This window comes from Acinetobacter kanungonis (assembly GCF_009939195.1).
Taxonomy (GTDB): domain Bacteria; phylum Pseudomonadota; class Gammaproteobacteria; order Pseudomonadales; family Moraxellaceae; genus Acinetobacter; species Acinetobacter kanungonis.
On the sequence record NZ_JAACKC010000004.1, the window covers coordinates 50950 to 65897 of the forward strand.

At 40.5% G+C, this 14948-nt stretch carries 17 protein-coding genes; 10 read left to right on the forward strand and 7 right to left on the reverse strand.

Annotated features, from left to right (window positions below; all coding sequences use genetic code 11):
• The first annotated feature begins 50 nt into the window (after positions 1–50).
• Both GWK51_RS08470 and GWK51_RS08475 read left to right on the forward strand, forming a co-directional pair.
• Complete coding sequence (locus tag GWK51_RS08470; RefSeq protein WP_161933376.1) at positions 51–1265, forward strand: DUF1615 family protein; 1215 nt, start codon at positions 51–53, stop codon at positions 1263–1265.
• On the forward strand, positions 1232–1879 hold the full coding sequence (locus GWK51_RS08475; RefSeq protein WP_161933377.1) for an HAD family hydrolase: 648 nt from the start codon (positions 1232–1234) through the stop codon (positions 1877–1879). Before GWK51_RS08470 ends, GWK51_RS08475 begins: the two co-directional genes overlap by 34 nt.
• Positions 1880–1958: 79 nt before the next feature.
• Here GWK51_RS08475 and grxD read toward each other — a convergent pair whose 3' ends face one another.
• Positions 1959–2300, reverse strand: coding sequence for a Grx4 family monothiol glutaredoxin (gene grxD, locus GWK51_RS08480; protein ID WP_016166729.1), 342 nt, complete (start codon positions 2298–2300; stop codon positions 1959–1961).
• 239 nt (positions 2301–2539) lie between these two features.
• On the opposite strand from grxD, the gene GWK51_RS08485 reads away from it, so the two are divergent.
• On the forward strand, positions 2540–3751 hold the full coding sequence (locus GWK51_RS08485; RefSeq protein ID WP_161933378.1) for an aspartate aminotransferase family protein: 1212 nt from the start codon (positions 2540–2542) through the stop codon (positions 3749–3751).
• 51 nt (positions 3752–3802) lie between these two features.
• On the opposite strand, the gene GWK51_RS08490 is transcribed toward GWK51_RS08485, so the two are convergent.
• The 3 genes from GWK51_RS08490 to surE all read right to left on the reverse strand — a co-directional run bounded on the left by GWK51_RS08490 (position 3803) and on the right by surE (position 6527).
• Positions 3803–4732 (reverse strand): LysR family transcriptional regulator, encoded by a 930-nt coding sequence (locus GWK51_RS08490; RefSeq protein ID WP_100242913.1) that lies wholly within the window; start codon positions 4730–4732, stop codon positions 3803–3805.
• Positions 4733–4827: 95 nt separating this feature from the next.
• Positions 4828–5643, reverse strand: a complete 816-nt coding sequence (locus tag GWK51_RS08495; RefSeq protein WP_161933379.1) for a peptidoglycan DD-metalloendopeptidase family protein — start codon at positions 5641–5643, stop codon at positions 4828–4830.
• A gap of 116 nt (positions 5644–5759) precedes the next feature.
• A complete protein-coding gene (surE, locus tag GWK51_RS08500; RefSeq protein ID WP_100242915.1) occupies positions 5760–6527 on the reverse strand; it encodes a 5'/3'-nucleotidase SurE in 768 nt (255 codons plus the stop codon).
• 104 nt (positions 6528–6631) lie between these two features.
• Here surE and GWK51_RS08505 point away from each other — a divergent pair, with 104 nt between their 5' ends.
• The 4 genes from GWK51_RS08505 to GWK51_RS08520 all read left to right on the forward strand — a co-directional run bounded on the left by GWK51_RS08505 (position 6632) and on the right by GWK51_RS08520 (position 9474).
• A complete protein-coding gene (locus GWK51_RS08505) occupies positions 6632–7006 on the forward strand; it encodes an MCR_0457 family protein (protein WP_161933380.1) in 375 nt (124 codons plus the stop codon).
• Between the two features lie 177 nt (positions 7007–7183).
• On the forward strand, positions 7184–7567 hold the full coding sequence (locus GWK51_RS08510) for an MCR_0457 family protein (RefSeq protein ID WP_100242917.1): 384 nt from the start codon (positions 7184–7186) through the stop codon (positions 7565–7567).
• Positions 7568–7685: 118 nt separating this feature from the next.
• Positions 7686–8834, forward strand: coding sequence for a D-alanyl-D-alanine carboxypeptidase PBP5/6 (gene dacC / locus GWK51_RS08515; protein ID WP_161933381.1), 1149 nt, complete (start codon positions 7686–7688; stop codon positions 8832–8834).
• A 100-nt stretch (positions 8835–8934) separates the two neighbouring features.
• Entirely contained in the window at positions 8935–9474 is a 540-nt protein-coding gene (locus GWK51_RS08520; RefSeq protein WP_161933382.1) for a gamma carbonic anhydrase family protein, read from the forward strand.
• A gap of 163 nt (positions 9475–9637) precedes the next feature.
• On the opposite strand, the gene acuI is transcribed toward GWK51_RS08520, so the two are convergent.
• The 3 genes from acuI to GWK51_RS08535 all read right to left on the reverse strand — a co-directional run bounded on the left by acuI (position 9638) and on the right by GWK51_RS08535 (position 12373).
• Positions 9638–10615, reverse strand: coding sequence for an acrylyl-CoA reductase (NADPH) (acuI, locus tag GWK51_RS08525; RefSeq protein ID WP_161933383.1), 978 nt, complete (start codon positions 10613–10615; stop codon positions 9638–9640).
• Between the two features lie 81 nt (positions 10616–10696).
• On the reverse strand, positions 10697–11341 hold the full coding sequence (locus GWK51_RS08530) for a TetR/AcrR family transcriptional regulator (protein WP_161933384.1): 645 nt from the start codon (positions 11339–11341) through the stop codon (positions 10697–10699).
• 252 nt (positions 11342–11593) lie between these two features.
• A complete protein-coding gene (locus GWK51_RS08535) occupies positions 11594–12373 on the reverse strand; it encodes a hypothetical protein (RefSeq protein ID WP_161933385.1) in 780 nt (259 codons plus the stop codon).
• A 199-nt stretch (positions 12374–12572) separates the two neighbouring features.
• Between GWK51_RS08535 and GWK51_RS08540 the strand changes: the two genes are divergently transcribed.
• From GWK51_RS08540 to hflD, 3 genes are read left to right on the forward strand one after another with little or no spacing between them, the layout of a single operon-like run.
• Positions 12573–13058 (forward strand): NUDIX hydrolase, encoded by a 486-nt coding sequence (locus GWK51_RS08540; RefSeq protein WP_100241278.1) that lies wholly within the window; start codon positions 12573–12575, stop codon positions 13056–13058.
• Between the two features lie 4 nt (positions 13059–13062).
• Positions 13063–14199, forward strand: a complete 1137-nt coding sequence (gene mnmA, locus GWK51_RS08545; RefSeq protein WP_161933386.1) for a tRNA 2-thiouridine(34) synthase MnmA — start codon at positions 13063–13065, stop codon at positions 14197–14199.
• Between the two features lie 14 nt (positions 14200–14213).
• A complete protein-coding gene (hflD, locus tag GWK51_RS08550; RefSeq protein WP_161933387.1) occupies positions 14214–14945 on the forward strand; it encodes a high frequency lysogenization protein HflD in 732 nt (243 codons plus the stop codon).
• Positions 14946–14948 lie beyond the last annotated feature (3 nt).

Below are 14948 nucleotides of genomic sequence, written 5' to 3' on the forward strand. Positions count from 1 at the left end.
TATACTGCATCTGCTCTATTTGCTCATCCTTTACCGATTGCCCCGAGACTATGAGAAAAACTGCTTTTCCTGCATCCCTAATTCAATCACTCAAACCATTAAGCGTATTAGCACTCTCATTCAGCCTTGCGGCGTGTGGGGATCATTCGTGGTGGAAAGATGATGAGCCAACCTTAGACAGTGATCAAATTAAACGCGTTATTCCGTCCCGCGTGAATGATCGTGGCTCATGGGCAAAAGATATTTTTGACATTACTGAGCAACTCGGTATTCCGCAAAGCAAAGAAAATATTTGCAGTATTGTGGCTGTTGTGGATCAAGAATCGAATTTTGTAGCCGATCCAACAGTCCCAGGCTTGGGTGAAAAAGCAGTTAAGGAAGTCCAAGATCGTCTAACTGAAAAATTTACTGATAAATTAGGTGAAACGATTGGCGGTACAGTAGCTGGTTATTTTGAGGAAGTACTCAAAACCCAACCGAGTCCAGAAGATAACTACTTAAGCCAAATGCGTCGCGTAAAAACTGAACGACAATTGGATGAGCTTTACCGTGAAATTTTCGACTATATGTCGCAGCATTACCATGTCAGTGCATTAACAGGTGCGGCTAAACTGGTTGGGCAAGATGTCGGTGAAAAAATGAATCCGATTACCACTTTGGGCTCGATGCAAGTGCATATTGGCTATGCCAAAGCGCATAAACGTCAAGGTGGCAGTATTGCCGAATTACGAACCGATTTATATAGTCAATATGGTGGTTTGTATTACGGCATACACCGTTTAATGATGTACCCAGCCGATTATGACAAAGCAATTTATCGTTTTGCAGACTACAACTCAGGCATGTATTCAAGCCGTAATGCGGCTTTCCAAAGCATGCTCAATGATTTGACCACTGCTGATCTTAGCCTTGATGGTGACTTGCTGCTTTATAATAAGGATGGCTCAATTCGTTCTGCGAAGAGCGAGTCTGAACGCGAATTAATTAATGTATTTGCTCAGAATAATGTTTTAGTCACTCCACGCCAAATTCGCAGTGACTTGAAGAAAGAAAAAGAGAAAGATTTTGAAGACACGGCAACTTATCGTGCAGTCACAAAACTCTATGAAGAAAAATCAGGCAAAAAGGCATTCTATGCCATGATGCCTCAAGTGGTCATTTCAGGACCTAAATTAAGTCGTGATTATAATACCAACTGGTTTGCCAGCCGCGTGAATGGACGTTATGAAACATGTATGCAACGGGCGAAACGCATAAAAATCTAGCATTATTCGACTTTGATGGCACTTTGTGTAAAAAAGACAGTTTTACAGGCTTCATTTTTTACGCGCTGTCAAAGCGACATATTGTCAAACAGGGCTTGAAGCTCCTGCCATGGATTCAAGCCTATTACCTCAATGTTTATCCAGCGCATGCCATGCGACCAAAACTGTTTTATGGTATGTTTAAAGACACGGATTATGCTGAAATCCAAAAAATTGCTGAGGAATATGCGCAGCATCTGATTCAAGAATTGGATCCTAAATTCATGCAGCAGTTACAACTGCATCAAGCACTTGGGCATGATGTGGTTTTGGTTTCAGCCTCCGTTGATTTATATCTTAAACCGCTGTGCCAGTTATTGGGAATTGATCTGATTTGTACTGAAACAGAAGTTCGTGAAAGTCGACTTACAGGACATTATCAATCTGCCGACTGTAGCCGAATGGAAAAGAAAAAACGAATTTCTCAGCAATATCCTATAGCTGAATATGCAAGCATTTATGCCTATGGCAATAGTGAAGAAGATCTTGAAATGTTTAGCCTTGCCCAATACACCTATATGGTAGGACGAGACCAGAAACTCCCAGCTTTGCCAGCACATTTAAAAATGGCTTAAGGACTAATATCAGTTTTAATTTTCAAGCATAAAAAAAAAGCCAACATCATGTTGGCTTTTTACTTACAACAGAAATAAATTAAGCTTCTGGTGCTGGGCTGTATTGTTCAACTAAAGGCTTTAACTCACCTTTTTGGAACATATCAAGCATGATATCGCTACCACCGATTAACTCACCGTTAATCCACAATTGCGGGAAAGTTGGCCAGTTCGCAATACGCGGTAATGTTGCACGAATATCTGGATTTTCTAGAATATTAACGTAAGCAAACGGACGACCAATTTGACTGAGTGCTTCTACCGCACGAGCAGAAAAACCACACTGTGGAAATTGCGGCGTGCCTTTCATGTAAAGAAGAACTGCGTGTTTAGCAATCTGGTCACGAATTAACGCTTCTGTATCGCGTGTTTGTTCAGTCATTGATGAATCCTCAACTAATCTGCCTTGCATTATACCCAAAACACAACAAAACAGTATGCTTAAAGCAATATTTCCAGTTTTATTTACATTCAGGCTTTAATTCTAGATGAGATTTTGCTTATATAGGGTTTGTTTTGCAGTTCTGTCCAGAATTGGAAAACCAATCCACTATCGTCTCCCTACTTTCGGTAAGCCGATGCTAGTGAAGTCTATTATTTCTTTTCAAATACGAGTTAGTTATGAATACCTTTACTCAAGCCCCTATACAAACTGATCAACCATCTCATTTGATGCCTGTGTTTGGCCGTCAGCCGATCAGCTTTGTCCGAGGCCGAGGAGCGTATTTATATACCGCAGATGGAACTGAATATTTAGATGCGTTAACAGGAATTGCGGTTTGTGGTTTGGGACATTCACATCCAGAAATCACTCAAGCCATTGCTGAGCAAGCGGGTACGTTGATTCACACCAGCAACTTATTTGAAGTGCCTTGGCAAACGGCTGCAGCGCAAAAATTGGCGCAAGTTGCAGGTATGGAAGAAGTTTTCTTCTCCAATAGTGGTGCGGAATCAAATGAAGGTGCAATTAAAATTGCACGTAAATTCGCGCATTTGCAAGGGATTAGCACACCAAAAATTATCGTAGCCGATCACTCTTTCCATGGTCGTACCTTAGCGACGCTCTCGGCAACTGGCAATAAAAAGGTCCAAGAAGGCTTTGAACCGTTGGTTGAAGGTTTTATTCGCGTACCTTTTGGTGACATTGAAGCGATTGAAGAAGCAGCGATTCAACACCCTGATATTGTAGCTATTTTGGTTGAACCGATTCAAGGTGAAGGTGGTGTCAACACTGCACCTCAAGGCTTTAGCTATCTAGAAGATATCCGTCGCCTATGTAACCAACACAACTGGTTAATGATGCTGGATGAAGTACAAACAGGTAATGGTCGTACAGGTCAGTTCTTTGCTTATCAACATACCAACATTGTGCCTGATGTACTCACTACAGCAAAAGGCTTGGGCAATGGCTTTCCGATTGGTGCTGTCATGACTCAAGGTCGTGCTGTGGGTGTGCTTACTGCGGGGAACCACGGTTCAACCTATAGTGGTACTGCTTTAGGTTCACGTGTGGTCTACACAGTGATTGACGTCATTCAGAAAGAAAATCTAGTCGAAAATGCTGCGAAAATGGGGAACTATATTGTGCAGCAATTGGCGCAGAAATTATCCGATCAAAAAGTCGCAGTTCGTGGCTTTGGCTTGATGATTGGTATTGATTTACCAAAACCGTGTGCTGAATTGGTTCACATTGCACGTGATGAACATCAGTTGATTATTAATGTCACTGCGGGTTCAGTGGTTCGTTTATTACCACCGTTAAACATCACTCAAGAGCAAGCAGATCAATTGATTCAACGTTTAGTGACGATGATTCAAGCTTATCTCGCTTAATCATCCACCTACAAAAAAAGCCGCGTTTAGCGGCTTTTTTATTTCAGCTTTTTATGAAGCTTCTTGATATATCCTGCCACCGGGTAATTGGCAAAAATATTGTTTCAATGCATCTAAACAGCGGTGAATTTTCATCGGCTGTTGTTCACGCTTAGATGTAATCGCATATAAATAGAAATTAGGTAATTTCCACTCTGGTAAGACTTCTACCAATGCACCATTGACTAAATCTTTTTGAACATCAAGATATAAAATTCGAGAAATTCCATGTCCTTGCAGACATAAAGACTTGGCAACCAACACATTATTGGTGGTTAAACGCGAGTTCATTTCTATACTCACTGTTTCACCAGACATGCCATGTTGGAAAGCAAAACTTTCATAGTTTTTCATTAAGTTAACGGGAATCAGATCATGATTCTTTAAATCTTCAGGACGCGAAATAGGTGCCGTCTGATTTAAATAACTCGGTGAAGCAACTAACACTTGTTCAACGCGGGCCAGTGGAACCGCATATAAACTCTGATCTTCAATTTTCGGACTCATGCGTAACGCAATATCAATTCGACCTTCAATCAAATCAATATAATGATTGTCCGCTTCCAAATGAACAGCTAAACCTCGATGGGCCGACATCCAATGTGATAATGCAGGAATAACGTGATTTGCACCTAACTCTGGTGTCGTTGCAATACGCAACTCCCCGACTAGGTCATCGCGTAATTCGTTAATACGAATTTTCCCACGCTCTGCAGCAGCTAGCATCTCTTGGCAGCTATGAAAAAAAGCTTGTCCAGCTTCAGTCAAACTCAACTTTCGTGTCGAACGATGCAGAAGGATCACTTCCATCTCTTGTTCTAAAGAACGAATCTGCTGGCTTACAGCACTTGTAGTAATTCCTAACTCTCGTGCGGCTCCGCTAAACGAACATTTTTCCACAACACAAGCAAACACTCCCATTGCTCGAAGTTGATCTAACATAAATTTCCCTCTAAACTTATGAGATGCTCCTACCTTTCGATAAAAGCAACTCATTGGATTATACGGTGAAATTCAAATGTTGTAATGATCTTAATTTAATTTATTGGTAAAACATTAGTCGGATTTATTGGTTTACCATTTAAGCGTACCTGAAACTCAAGCATGGTGCGGCTTGTACCCGATGAACCCATCTCCGCAATTTTTTGACCGGCCGTTACATTTTCTCCGCTTTTCACCAGCATCTTGCTGTTATGTGCATATGCAGTGATATAGCCATCGATATGTTTCACGAGAATCAAGTTGCCATATTCTTTCAGTCCATCCGCGGCATAGACCACCTGTCCATTGGCAGCAGCATAAATTGCATCACCCACATTGCCGCCATAACGAATACCTTTGACATTATTGGTCAAATTGAAGTTTTCAATCACAGCGCCATTCGACGGCTTCACCCAACGTAATGCACTGACTTGGGGCGGAGTAACTGGGACTGGGGCTGTTTTGGTTGTGGTCGTCGTTGTTACTGGTGGAGGATTACTTGGTAAAGTAATCGCCTGACGTTGAATCGGTGCAGTTTGGGTCACTGCCTGCGTGGTTGCTGTACGTTTATTCCCAGAACCTCTTAGTTTTAGTGACTGCCCGACATAGATACGATACGGCGGCGCAATATCATTCATATCGGCAATGCTGATATAACTTAGCCCATAACGTGCCGCGATTCCACTTAAGGTATCCCCTGAACGAACAGTGTAATAGTCAGGTGCCGTCGCGTAACGGGTCGGATTATTAATTTGAGGTTTGGATGCACATCCACTTAAAATGGCAGTGGTAACAATAGCAGTTGAGATCACTAGGGTTTTCAACAATGCTGTTGGCGTAGCAAAGATCCGATTTTGCGACATCGCAGGCATTAATCTTCCTCTCTATATGTCTTTATTGGTTTTCATGCGCGTAAGAGTAGCAAAAATATTTTGAAAAAATCCGCATTCACGGACTTTTTCACAAAGTTACAACATTTACAAGGCTTTTAGCGGCACTGTTCATGCAAACTCTGCAAGATTTCATAATTGGTCGCATCCATTTGAATGGGCGTGATGCTGACAAAACCATTCGCGACTGCAAAAAAATCTGATTCAATGCCTGTCATGCCCTGTTTAGGTTCGGCTACAGCTTCTCCAGAAAGTCCGATCCAATAAACTTGGCGACCACGCGGATCGACATGACTGGTAATCGGTTTAGATTGATGACGGCGACCTTGATAGGTAATTTTCTGTCCCTGAAGTTCTGCAACATCTGGAATATTAATATTCAAAATATGACGTGGCGGTAATTCTGGTAGTCCTGCTTGAATAAAATCATGTACCCATTGTGCTGCCGCTGCATAATCATCAGGGTGATCATAGCTACGTACATTACTACCTGCTAAAGATACCGCAATTGCAGGCTGTTTCATGAGTCGACCTTCAAATGCGGCACCCACGGTACCCGAATACAGTACGTCATCTCCCAAGTTCGCACCGCTATTAATCCCGCTAACGACCAAATCAAACTCAAAATCAAACAGTCCATTCATAGACAGATAAACACAATCTGCTGGCGTGCCATTGACCGCCCAGACATCTGGCGCAATCGAGATAGGTCTTAATGGACGGTCTAAAGTTAAAGCACTGGAAAAACCACTTCGCTCACTTTCAGGCGCCACAATGACAACACGACCTAATGGTTTTAACGCTCGTGCTAAAGCTTGTATCCCTGGCGCAAAAACACCGTCATCATTGGCAATTAGAATATTCACAAAAAACTCGCTTTTTAACGTGACTGACTAGAACATTTCATTGAATTATATGTGAAATTATATATATTAGCGCACAATATCTATCATTAAATGAGTGTCTTACAATGATTAAAACTTTATCATTTCGTCGTGTTTTGGGGTTGGGTTTTGCAGTTTTATTTGCTCAAGCAATCAGTGCCAACGAAGGCTTAACTCAAGAAGAAGCCAACAGCATTGTCAAAGAAGATATTGCCTCTACCCAAATTATGGCTGAAGTATGCCCTGCCGTGATTGGAAATAATGCCAAACTCGATGCAAATGTACAAACACTCACGAAGATGTATTTAAAAGAATATTCTGATGCGTCAATGACTTTAGATAAATTACAAGCCGATCCTGAATACAAATCAATTTTGCAAGAAACACGCAAAGCTGCTCAAGAAACCAGTAAAGAAGAACAGCATGCTGTGTGTATGGATGTAGCTGAATATCAAGCTTAATCTAAAAATCTTACGAATGACTTGTACTTGAGTCATTCGTAAGCATAAAACCGACAATTACATCTTTCATTTCTTCTCCATCCTTTCAACCATTTATATACATTTCCCCTCTTCCATTTCTGCTCAATCGGGTTAACCTAAGCTCAAGTCGATTTATCTTTTTTGAGTTTATTGTTTATGAAATTTGCTGCGTTAAAAACAACATCATTAGCTTTACTAACTGCTTTAACTTTTTCCTTCACGCATGCTGAAGAAAGCAAAGACGAAAATATTGAAGTCACGCCAAACCAAACAGTTACTCAACAAGAGCTGGCTGCGATTTATGTACTTTCAGAGATTTGCCCGAAGTTAGTCGACAATAAAGATGGCTTTGAACAAGGCTATAGCAAGTTGGCACAAGAACATCTTCCTGAAGAAAAAGATGCTGTAAGTGCTTTAATGAAATTGAGCAAATCTAAAAGTTTTAAACCGATTTTAGCCGAAGCAGAATCTGATGCTAAAAGTGCTGGCGACGATAAAAATAAAGAAATCTGTCAAGAATTGACCACCTATAGCAATTGAAACAAATTGGTTACAATACTTTTGAAATAAGCCGATTTCACAGGTAGAAGTCGGCTATGCTTTATCCTAGAATGCTAAGCTCTTTGTGCTTACATCAAGATATTGGAACCCGCTAGAAATGATCCGTAAAAGCGCCCTTGCTGCAACATTACTATTACCAAGTTTCTCTTTCGCAGCAACTGTCTTATCTACGCCACCAGAACTCAATAATAAATCTTATGTTTTGATGGACTATGAGACGGGGCAAATCCTCGCAGCAAAAAATGAAAATGAAAAGTTAGCACCTGCTTCAATGACAAAAATGATGACCAGTTACATCATTGAACAAAAACTGTTGAAGGGCGAGCTGACTGAAGATGAAAAAGTTCGTATGAACGAATCTGCATGGTGTCGTGGCAGTAGCACAGAATCATGTATGTATGTTCCTTTAAATGGTACTGCAACTGCTTTAGAAATGTTGCGCGGTATTATTATTCAGTCAGGTAATGATGCTTCTAAAGCAATGGCTGAACATATTGCAGGCAATGAAGGTACTTTCGCTTACATGATGAATGAAGAAGCGAAACGTATGGGGATGACCAACACCCACTTCATTAACTCAACAGGTATGCCTGCAGACGGTCACTATTCAACTGCTAAAGATATGGCAATGCTTGCGCAACATATCATTCATGACAGTTCAAAATACTACCCAATCTATTCTGAAAAAGAATTTACCTTCAATGGCATTAAACAAGGCAACCGTAATGCCCTGTTGTATACAGACCCAAGTGTTGACGGTTTAAAAACTGGTCATACCGAAGAAGCAGGTTACTGTATCACAACCTCTTCAAAACGTGGTCCAATGCGTTTGATTTCTGTGGTATTTGGCACACCAACTATCCAAGAGCGTGCAACCCAAACACGTACCTTATTGGCGTGGGGCTTTGCAAACTTCGAAACTGTTAAAGTTCAACCTGCGAACCAAGTTTTAGCGAAAGCGAAAGTTTACTTTGGTAAAGAAAACGAAGTTCAAATTGGCTTGGCTGAAAACTTCAACGTGACTATGCCTAAAGGCAAAGCTGATGCCATTAAAACTCAATTGGTCGTTCAGCCTAAACTCACTGCGCCATTACAAAAAGGTCAAGTGATTGGTAAATACGTTGCAAGCTTAGATGGTAAAGTGATTTCTGAAAAACCATTGGTTGCATTACAAGCGGTTGAAGAAGCTGGTTTCTTCTCACGTTTAATCGACCATATTAAACAATTCTTCGCAAACTTATTTTAAGCCTTAACTGCTTAAACTAAAGTTAAAGCATTCGTATGCAAATACGAGTGCTTTTTTCTTTTATACTCAGATGTAAATTGCTGAATGAAGCTGTAACCCCATGAAAAAAAATATTCGTCCTTACCTCGATAGCAAACCCAAGATTGATGCTAGTTGTTATGTGGATGATGCCTCAGTTGTCATTGGAGACGTCGTACTGGCTGACCATGTTTCCGTGTGGCCTTTTGCCGTGATTCGTGGTGATGTAAATAGCATTCGCATTGGTAAATACAGCAATGTGCAAGATCACTGTATGCTGCATGTCAGCCATAAAAATGAGGCTAAACCGAATGGTTCTCCCCTTATTATTGGTGAAGATGTCACCATTGGGCATCATGTCACTTTGCATGGTTGTACGATTGGCAATCGTGTTTTGGTTGGGATTAACACGATTGTATTAGATGATGTCATTATTGAAGATGACGTGATGATTGGTGCGGGCAGTCTTGTTCCACCACGTAAACGACTGGAAAGTGGTTATCTGTATGTTGGCAGTCCAGTACAGCAGGTACGTCCATTAACTGATAAAGAAAAAGAGTTTCTCACATATTCTGCGCGCCATTATGTGAAAGTGGCGAATAATTACCGAGAACAAGATTAATTAAAAAGCCCCAGAGTCTGGGGCTTTTTTTAATACTTTGTAGATGAATTAGTATGTTTAAGAAAGATGGCTCTAGAGGACTAAAATATTGATTCTTTAGTATAAGTGCTCATTCATCTGAGGGGCATTTGATGAATAAGCACTTATGGATGAGTGTGTCAGACTATAGTTTTACAACAACTCGACCTCTGACTTTTCCATCTAAAATATCATTAGAAATATTTATAACATCCGTTAACTGAATTTCAGTCGTTACAGTTTCCAATTTGCTTTGATCTAATTCTGTAGCCAAACGCTGCCAAGCTTCTATTCTTAATTCGATGGGTGCCATCACACTATCAATTCCATACAACGTGATTCCTCTCAAAATAAAGGGAGCAACTGTAGCTGGAAAATCCATCCCCCCTGCCAAACCACACGCAGCAACAGCACCACGATATTGGGTTCCAGCACATGCATTTGCCAAAGTATGGCTACCGACAGTATCAATCACACCTGCCCAAACTTCTTTGCTTAATGGCTTTCCTGGCGAAGATAATTCAGTACGATCAATAATTTCACTCGCACCCAAATAGGTTAAATATTCTGATTCTTGAGGTCGACCTGTTGAGGCGGTTATCTCATAACCCAGATGCTTCAAAAGCATAATGGCGATACTACCCACGCCGCCATTTGCACCCGTCACTAAAATTTTTCCATCACTCGGCTGGATCCCGTGCTTTTGCAAAGCCATGACACACAACATAGCGGTATAACCTGCTGTACCAATGATCATCGTATCTTTAAAAGAAAAGGCTGAAGGTTTTCTGATGAGCCAATTCCCTGAGACCGTCACTTGCTCAGCCAGTCCTCCAGAATATTTTTCACCCACGCCCCAGCCATTTAGTACAACCTCATCTCCCTCTGTCCATGCTGAATGTTTTGATTCAATCACGACACCTGAACAATCGATGCCTGGGGTCAACGGAAAGCTACGTACCACTGGAGAACGTCCAGTAATCGCCAACGCATCTTTATAATTTAAGGTTGAATACTTTACCTCGACTCTAACCTCTCCTTCTTGCAAAGGTTTTGCGGCTATCTCTGTAATTTCTGAGCTGTAACCTGCATCATCTTTAGTGATTTGAATACCTTTGTACATAAAACTTCCTCTTTATTTAATTAGACTATGTGTCTAGAATTAAGTAAAAAATAAATGCATACATCTGCATTTATTTTTTACTTAATTTTGAACACGATTTAGCTGTTCTACACCGACCGCAAACAAGCGATAAAAGGCATCTAAAGGACTGGTAGATTTGACCAAACGTGCTCTCAATACCGCACCTTCCCACCCAATCCAAAACTGATAAGCTGCTTCATCACACTCAACAACGCTATATTGTGCCTCTGACTGATACAAACAATCTGAAACTAATTTCTCCCAGACCTTAAAGATACTTTCGATTCGAGCGATAATCTCAGGTGGTAAATACGAAACTTCTTGCCCTAAGTTGCCTAAAATACAACCGCGTTTAAAATCGTATTTTTGCAGTTTTTCACCAGCATCTTTTACAAAATTTTGCAGCCTTTCTAATGGAGAAAGATGGGGTGGGCTTAAGAACAGATTTAATCGCTTCACAAAATAAAGCTCATAAGCATTTAAGACTTCTATAATAAAGGCCTCTTTATTTGCAAAATAATGGTAGAAAGACCCTTTAGGCACTTGGACTGATTTCATCAGATCGTCCAAGCTCATGGCGTTCATACCACGTTCAGTCAGTAACTCGATCCCTCTGCGGATTAACACATCTTTCGTGTCGGCATAGTTCCCACCATGTTTGGTTGGTCTGCCGCGAGGTCGTTTCGGTAAAGAAGAATAATTCATACAATTAAAATAGACCAAGTATCTAGAAATAGCAAGAGCGTTAAATTCTCGAATAGCTTTGCTAGCAGATACAAATTTAGTGAATATAACGCCAGTCACTTCCCCAAGAATCAACAACTTTTTCTTTCATAAATTTATTTTTTAAATCAATACCATATGTCGATTTAAGAGCTTTAAATTTCACACCCTAATATCTTTCAAAGAAAAAGACTCATAATTTTGCACATTGGCATGGCTTTTTAATTAACTAATTCACTGACTTGAATCCGAAAGTGGAGATACATTCCATACATCAAGAAGATCCCATATCTTAGCATCTATTTTTTTCCAATATTTTAGATTCTTCCTATTAACAACCCAATAAACTTCAACTCCCCCATAAACACTCTCTCTAGACTGAACAACCACCCTATTATTACCCATAAATGCAACCATCAAACCTGAAACCCTATTATTATCAGATTCACCAAAACACCAAATATTTTTAATGTCTTTTCTGGGGTAACAATACAACCCATACTCTATAAACATTTTTTCATCAAAAATATCTTTATTGTTTTCTAAAAAAATTTTAAATATTTCACCTGTTGTTTTTTTTATATCTCGATTATTTACAATAACTTTAACTTGGTCTGGATGGTCCATACCATCTTGACTATAAATAGATTTATCTGTAGCAGTTCCGGTTGATCCATTCAGCATAAAGTTAAATTCAAGTTGATAGTTTGAATAAGGATTTGGCAGACTATTTGCTTCTAGCTTATTAATCTTAGAAAATTTTTCAGGAATATAATCTATAGGAAATTGCCCTAAAAAATGCTCTCTCTCTGGACGATAAAATTCAACCTCACATCGTCTACAATGTGTATTAACTATATGTTTTCGTCTTTCACCTAATATAGCTTTAACAATCAAATGATCATTTTGTTTCCATGTCACAATATCCCCCTCTTTGGGAAGCACTGGATTCTCTCGCTGGAAACATCCTGTGAGGAAAATCAAACACAATGAAAGCAGTATTTTTTTCTGCATTATTCTTCTCTTTAATAAATTTTATTTTTAAGTCTAAATCTGTTTAATTTTCCTAAAATTAACACAATACCGCTTAAAAGAAATAAATCTTATGATTTAACAATAGCGAAATAATTACTCCTAAAGAAAACTGCCTATCAACATAGCCATCCCCCCCTAAATTTTGTAGAATACTCCTTTTATTCCATGGTACTTTTTTATGACCGCTTGGGCAGCTCATGTCACCGTAGCCACTGTCGTTGAAAAAGACGGAAAGTTTCTGTTTGTTGAAGAGCACAGTGAAGGCATTACACACACCGTGTTTAATCAACCTGCTGGGCATGTCGAATGTGGTGAAAGCATTATTCAAGCGGCTGTTCGTGAAACCATGGAAGAAACAGGTCATGCGGTTGAAGTGGATGCCTTGTTAGGTATTTATACTTACACCCCACCGATGTTCCCAGACCGTACTTATTTTAGATTTTGTTTTTTAGCGCATGTCTTAGAGTATTTTCCTGAAGCTGAACTCGATCGAGGAATTGTCGGCCCTAAATGGATGACCTTGGACGAACTTCAAGAAACTGCTCGTGCACGTAGCCCTTTAGTCATTAAAGCGGTCAAAGATGCGCTTGCAGGACAGCAATACCCTTTATCGCTCATTTACGAGCATCAAAACTCTCCTTTTATCTCAAATCTGGATGCTTAATCCTATGCAACAACGTGTCATCGTCGGTATGTCTGGTGGTGTAGACTCTTCTGTATCTGCAGCACTTCTTCTTCAACAAGGATATCAAGTTGAAGGACTTTTCATGAAAAATTGGGAAGAAGATGATGGCACGGAATACTGTACGGCAATGGAAGATCTTGCCGATGCACAAGCTGTTTGCGATAAAATTGGAATTAAATTACACACCGCCAATTTTGCCATGGAATATTGGGATCGTGTATTTGAACACTTCCTTGCCGAATATGCCGCAGGTCGTACCCCAAACCCAGACATCCTGTGTAATAAAGAAATTAAATTCCGTGCTTTCCTCGACCATGCGGTAAATTTAGGCGCGGACTTTATTGCGACAGGTCATTATTGCCGTCATGGTGAAACCATGACCAATTCTCGTGGCGAAGAATATGCACCACTCCTGCGTGGTTTAGACAAGAATAAAGACCAGACTTATTTCTTACATGCCGTGCATGGGCGTGAAATTAATAAAACCTTGTTCCCTGTGGGTGAAATTGAAAAACCTGAAGTTCGCCGCATTGCAGAAGAACTGGGTTTAGTCACCGCGAAGAAAAAAGATTCAACAGGCATTTGTTTTATTGGCGAACGTCGTTTTAATGACTTCTTGAAACAATACTTGCCCGCTCAACCTGGAAAAATTGTCCTCGATAACGGGAAAGAGGTTGGTGAACATCACGGCTTAATGTACTATACGCTCGGTCAGCGTGGCGGTATTGGTATTGGTGGTATGAAAGGCGCTGAAGAAGGTGCTTGGTTCGTATTATACAAAGATATTGCAAATAACCGCCTTGTGGTCGGTCAAGGTCATGATCACCCACTCATGCAAAGCACGGTGCTTTGGAGTGAAGCAATTGATTGGGTTGCAGGTGAACAAGCGATTCCTGAGACAGGTTTCCGCTGTACGGCAAAGACCCGTTATCGCCAACCCGACCAAGCTTGCGTATTATATAAAGATGACTCGATGCCAAATGGTGTTCGAGTTGAGTTTGATGAAGCGCAACGTGCTGTTACCCCTGGTCAAAGTGTTGTGTTTTATCTAGATGATGTGTGTTTAGGTGGTGGCGTGATTCATCATACCAATGCCCCTAAACCAGATTTTATTGAATAAAAGGATTGTTCGGTATGGGTGAGTTACCGTTTCAACAGCCTCAAACTTTAAGTCAACGTCAAAATCGAGCATTGGCGCTTGCGGCTGTGTTTCAGGCAACGCAACTCACCCATATGACCGCTATTTCTGGACGACAGAGCATCGGAGATAGCGGGAATTTCTATTTAGAGCAGCTCATTAAAGCCAGCCTGAATATTCGTCCGACCTCCAACCAGTCCTGCCAGACTCTAGATTTTTTCAATCAACTCGCTGATATCTCGCTTGGATTAAAAGCACTGGAAAGCAGCATTACCCAACCGTTTAATCCAGCACCCAAATCTCGCTTACCGAAACTTTCCAATGCCAAACTGCCAATGTCCTATGCCATGGCGTTATTACAATTAGAAAAGAAAGTGTATAGCAATCCAAAATTTGTAGAAATCATTGAAAAATCACAACAAAAAATCTTAAAACAGCTCTCATTTTTCGATAATAACTATACGCATCCAAGCATTCTTGCCAACTTAGCCCAAACCTATGTCGATACTGCAGGACAAATTAATCCTCGGATTATGGTGCGTGGCAATGCAGAAGCATTTAAGGATGCAGCACACACCAACCGAATTCGCGCTGCCCTCTTTACTGGTCTACAAATGGCACATTTGTGGCGTCAGCTGGGTGGAAGCTCTTGGGGCATGATTTTTAGCAAACGCAAACTGCTCCAAGATATTCAAGATCTCGCTCGTTTACAGTATCAGGTGGTCTAACCT

Coding starts and splice junctions, on each gene's coding strand:
- GWK51_RS08470 (WP_161933376.1), top strand. CDS start 51: ATGAGAAAAACTGCTTTTCCTGCATCCCTAATTCAATCACTCAAACCA.
- GWK51_RS08475 (WP_161933377.1), top strand. CDS start 1,232: ATGTATGCAACGGGCGAAACGCATAAAAATCTAGCATTATTCGACTTT.
- grxD (WP_016166729.1), bottom strand. CDS start 2,300: ATGACTGAACAAACACGCGATACAGAAGCGTTAATTCGTGACCAGATT.
- GWK51_RS08485 (WP_161933378.1), top strand. CDS start 2,540: ATGAATACCTTTACTCAAGCCCCTATACAAACTGATCAACCATCTCAT.
- GWK51_RS08490 (WP_100242913.1), bottom strand. CDS start 4,732: ATGTTAGATCAACTTCGAGCAATGGGAGTGTTTGCTTGTGTTGTGGAA.
- GWK51_RS08495 (WP_161933379.1), bottom strand. CDS start 5,643: ATGCCTGCGATGTCGCAAAATCGGATCTTTGCTACGCCAACAGCATTG.
- GWK51_RS08505 (WP_161933380.1), top strand. CDS start 6,632: ATGATTAAAACTTTATCATTTCGTCGTGTTTTGGGGTTGGGTTTTGCA.
- GWK51_RS08510 (WP_100242917.1), top strand. CDS start 7,184: ATGAAATTTGCTGCGTTAAAAACAACATCATTAGCTTTACTAACTGCT.
- dacC (WP_161933381.1), top strand. CDS start 7,686: ATGATCCGTAAAAGCGCCCTTGCTGCAACATTACTATTACCAAGTTTC.
- GWK51_RS08520 (WP_161933382.1), top strand. CDS start 8,935: ATGAAAAAAAATATTCGTCCTTACCTCGATAGCAAACCCAAGATTGAT.
- acuI (WP_161933383.1), bottom strand. CDS start 10,615: ATGTACAAAGGTATTCAAATCACTAAAGATGATGCAGGTTACAGCTCA.
- GWK51_RS08530 (WP_161933384.1), bottom strand. CDS start 11,341: ATGAATTATTCTTCTTTACCGAAACGACCTCGCGGCAGACCAACCAAA.
- GWK51_RS08535 (WP_161933385.1), bottom strand. CDS start 12,373: ATGCAGAAAAAAATACTGCTTTCATTGTGTTTGATTTTCCTCACAGGA.
- GWK51_RS08540 (WP_100241278.1), top strand. CDS start 12,573: ATGACCGCTTGGGCAGCTCATGTCACCGTAGCCACTGTCGTTGAAAAA.
- mnmA (WP_161933386.1), top strand. CDS start 13,063: ATGCAACAACGTGTCATCGTCGGTATGTCTGGTGGTGTAGACTCTTCT.
- hflD (WP_161933387.1), top strand. CDS start 14,214: ATGGGTGAGTTACCGTTTCAACAGCCTCAAACTTTAAGTCAACGTCAA.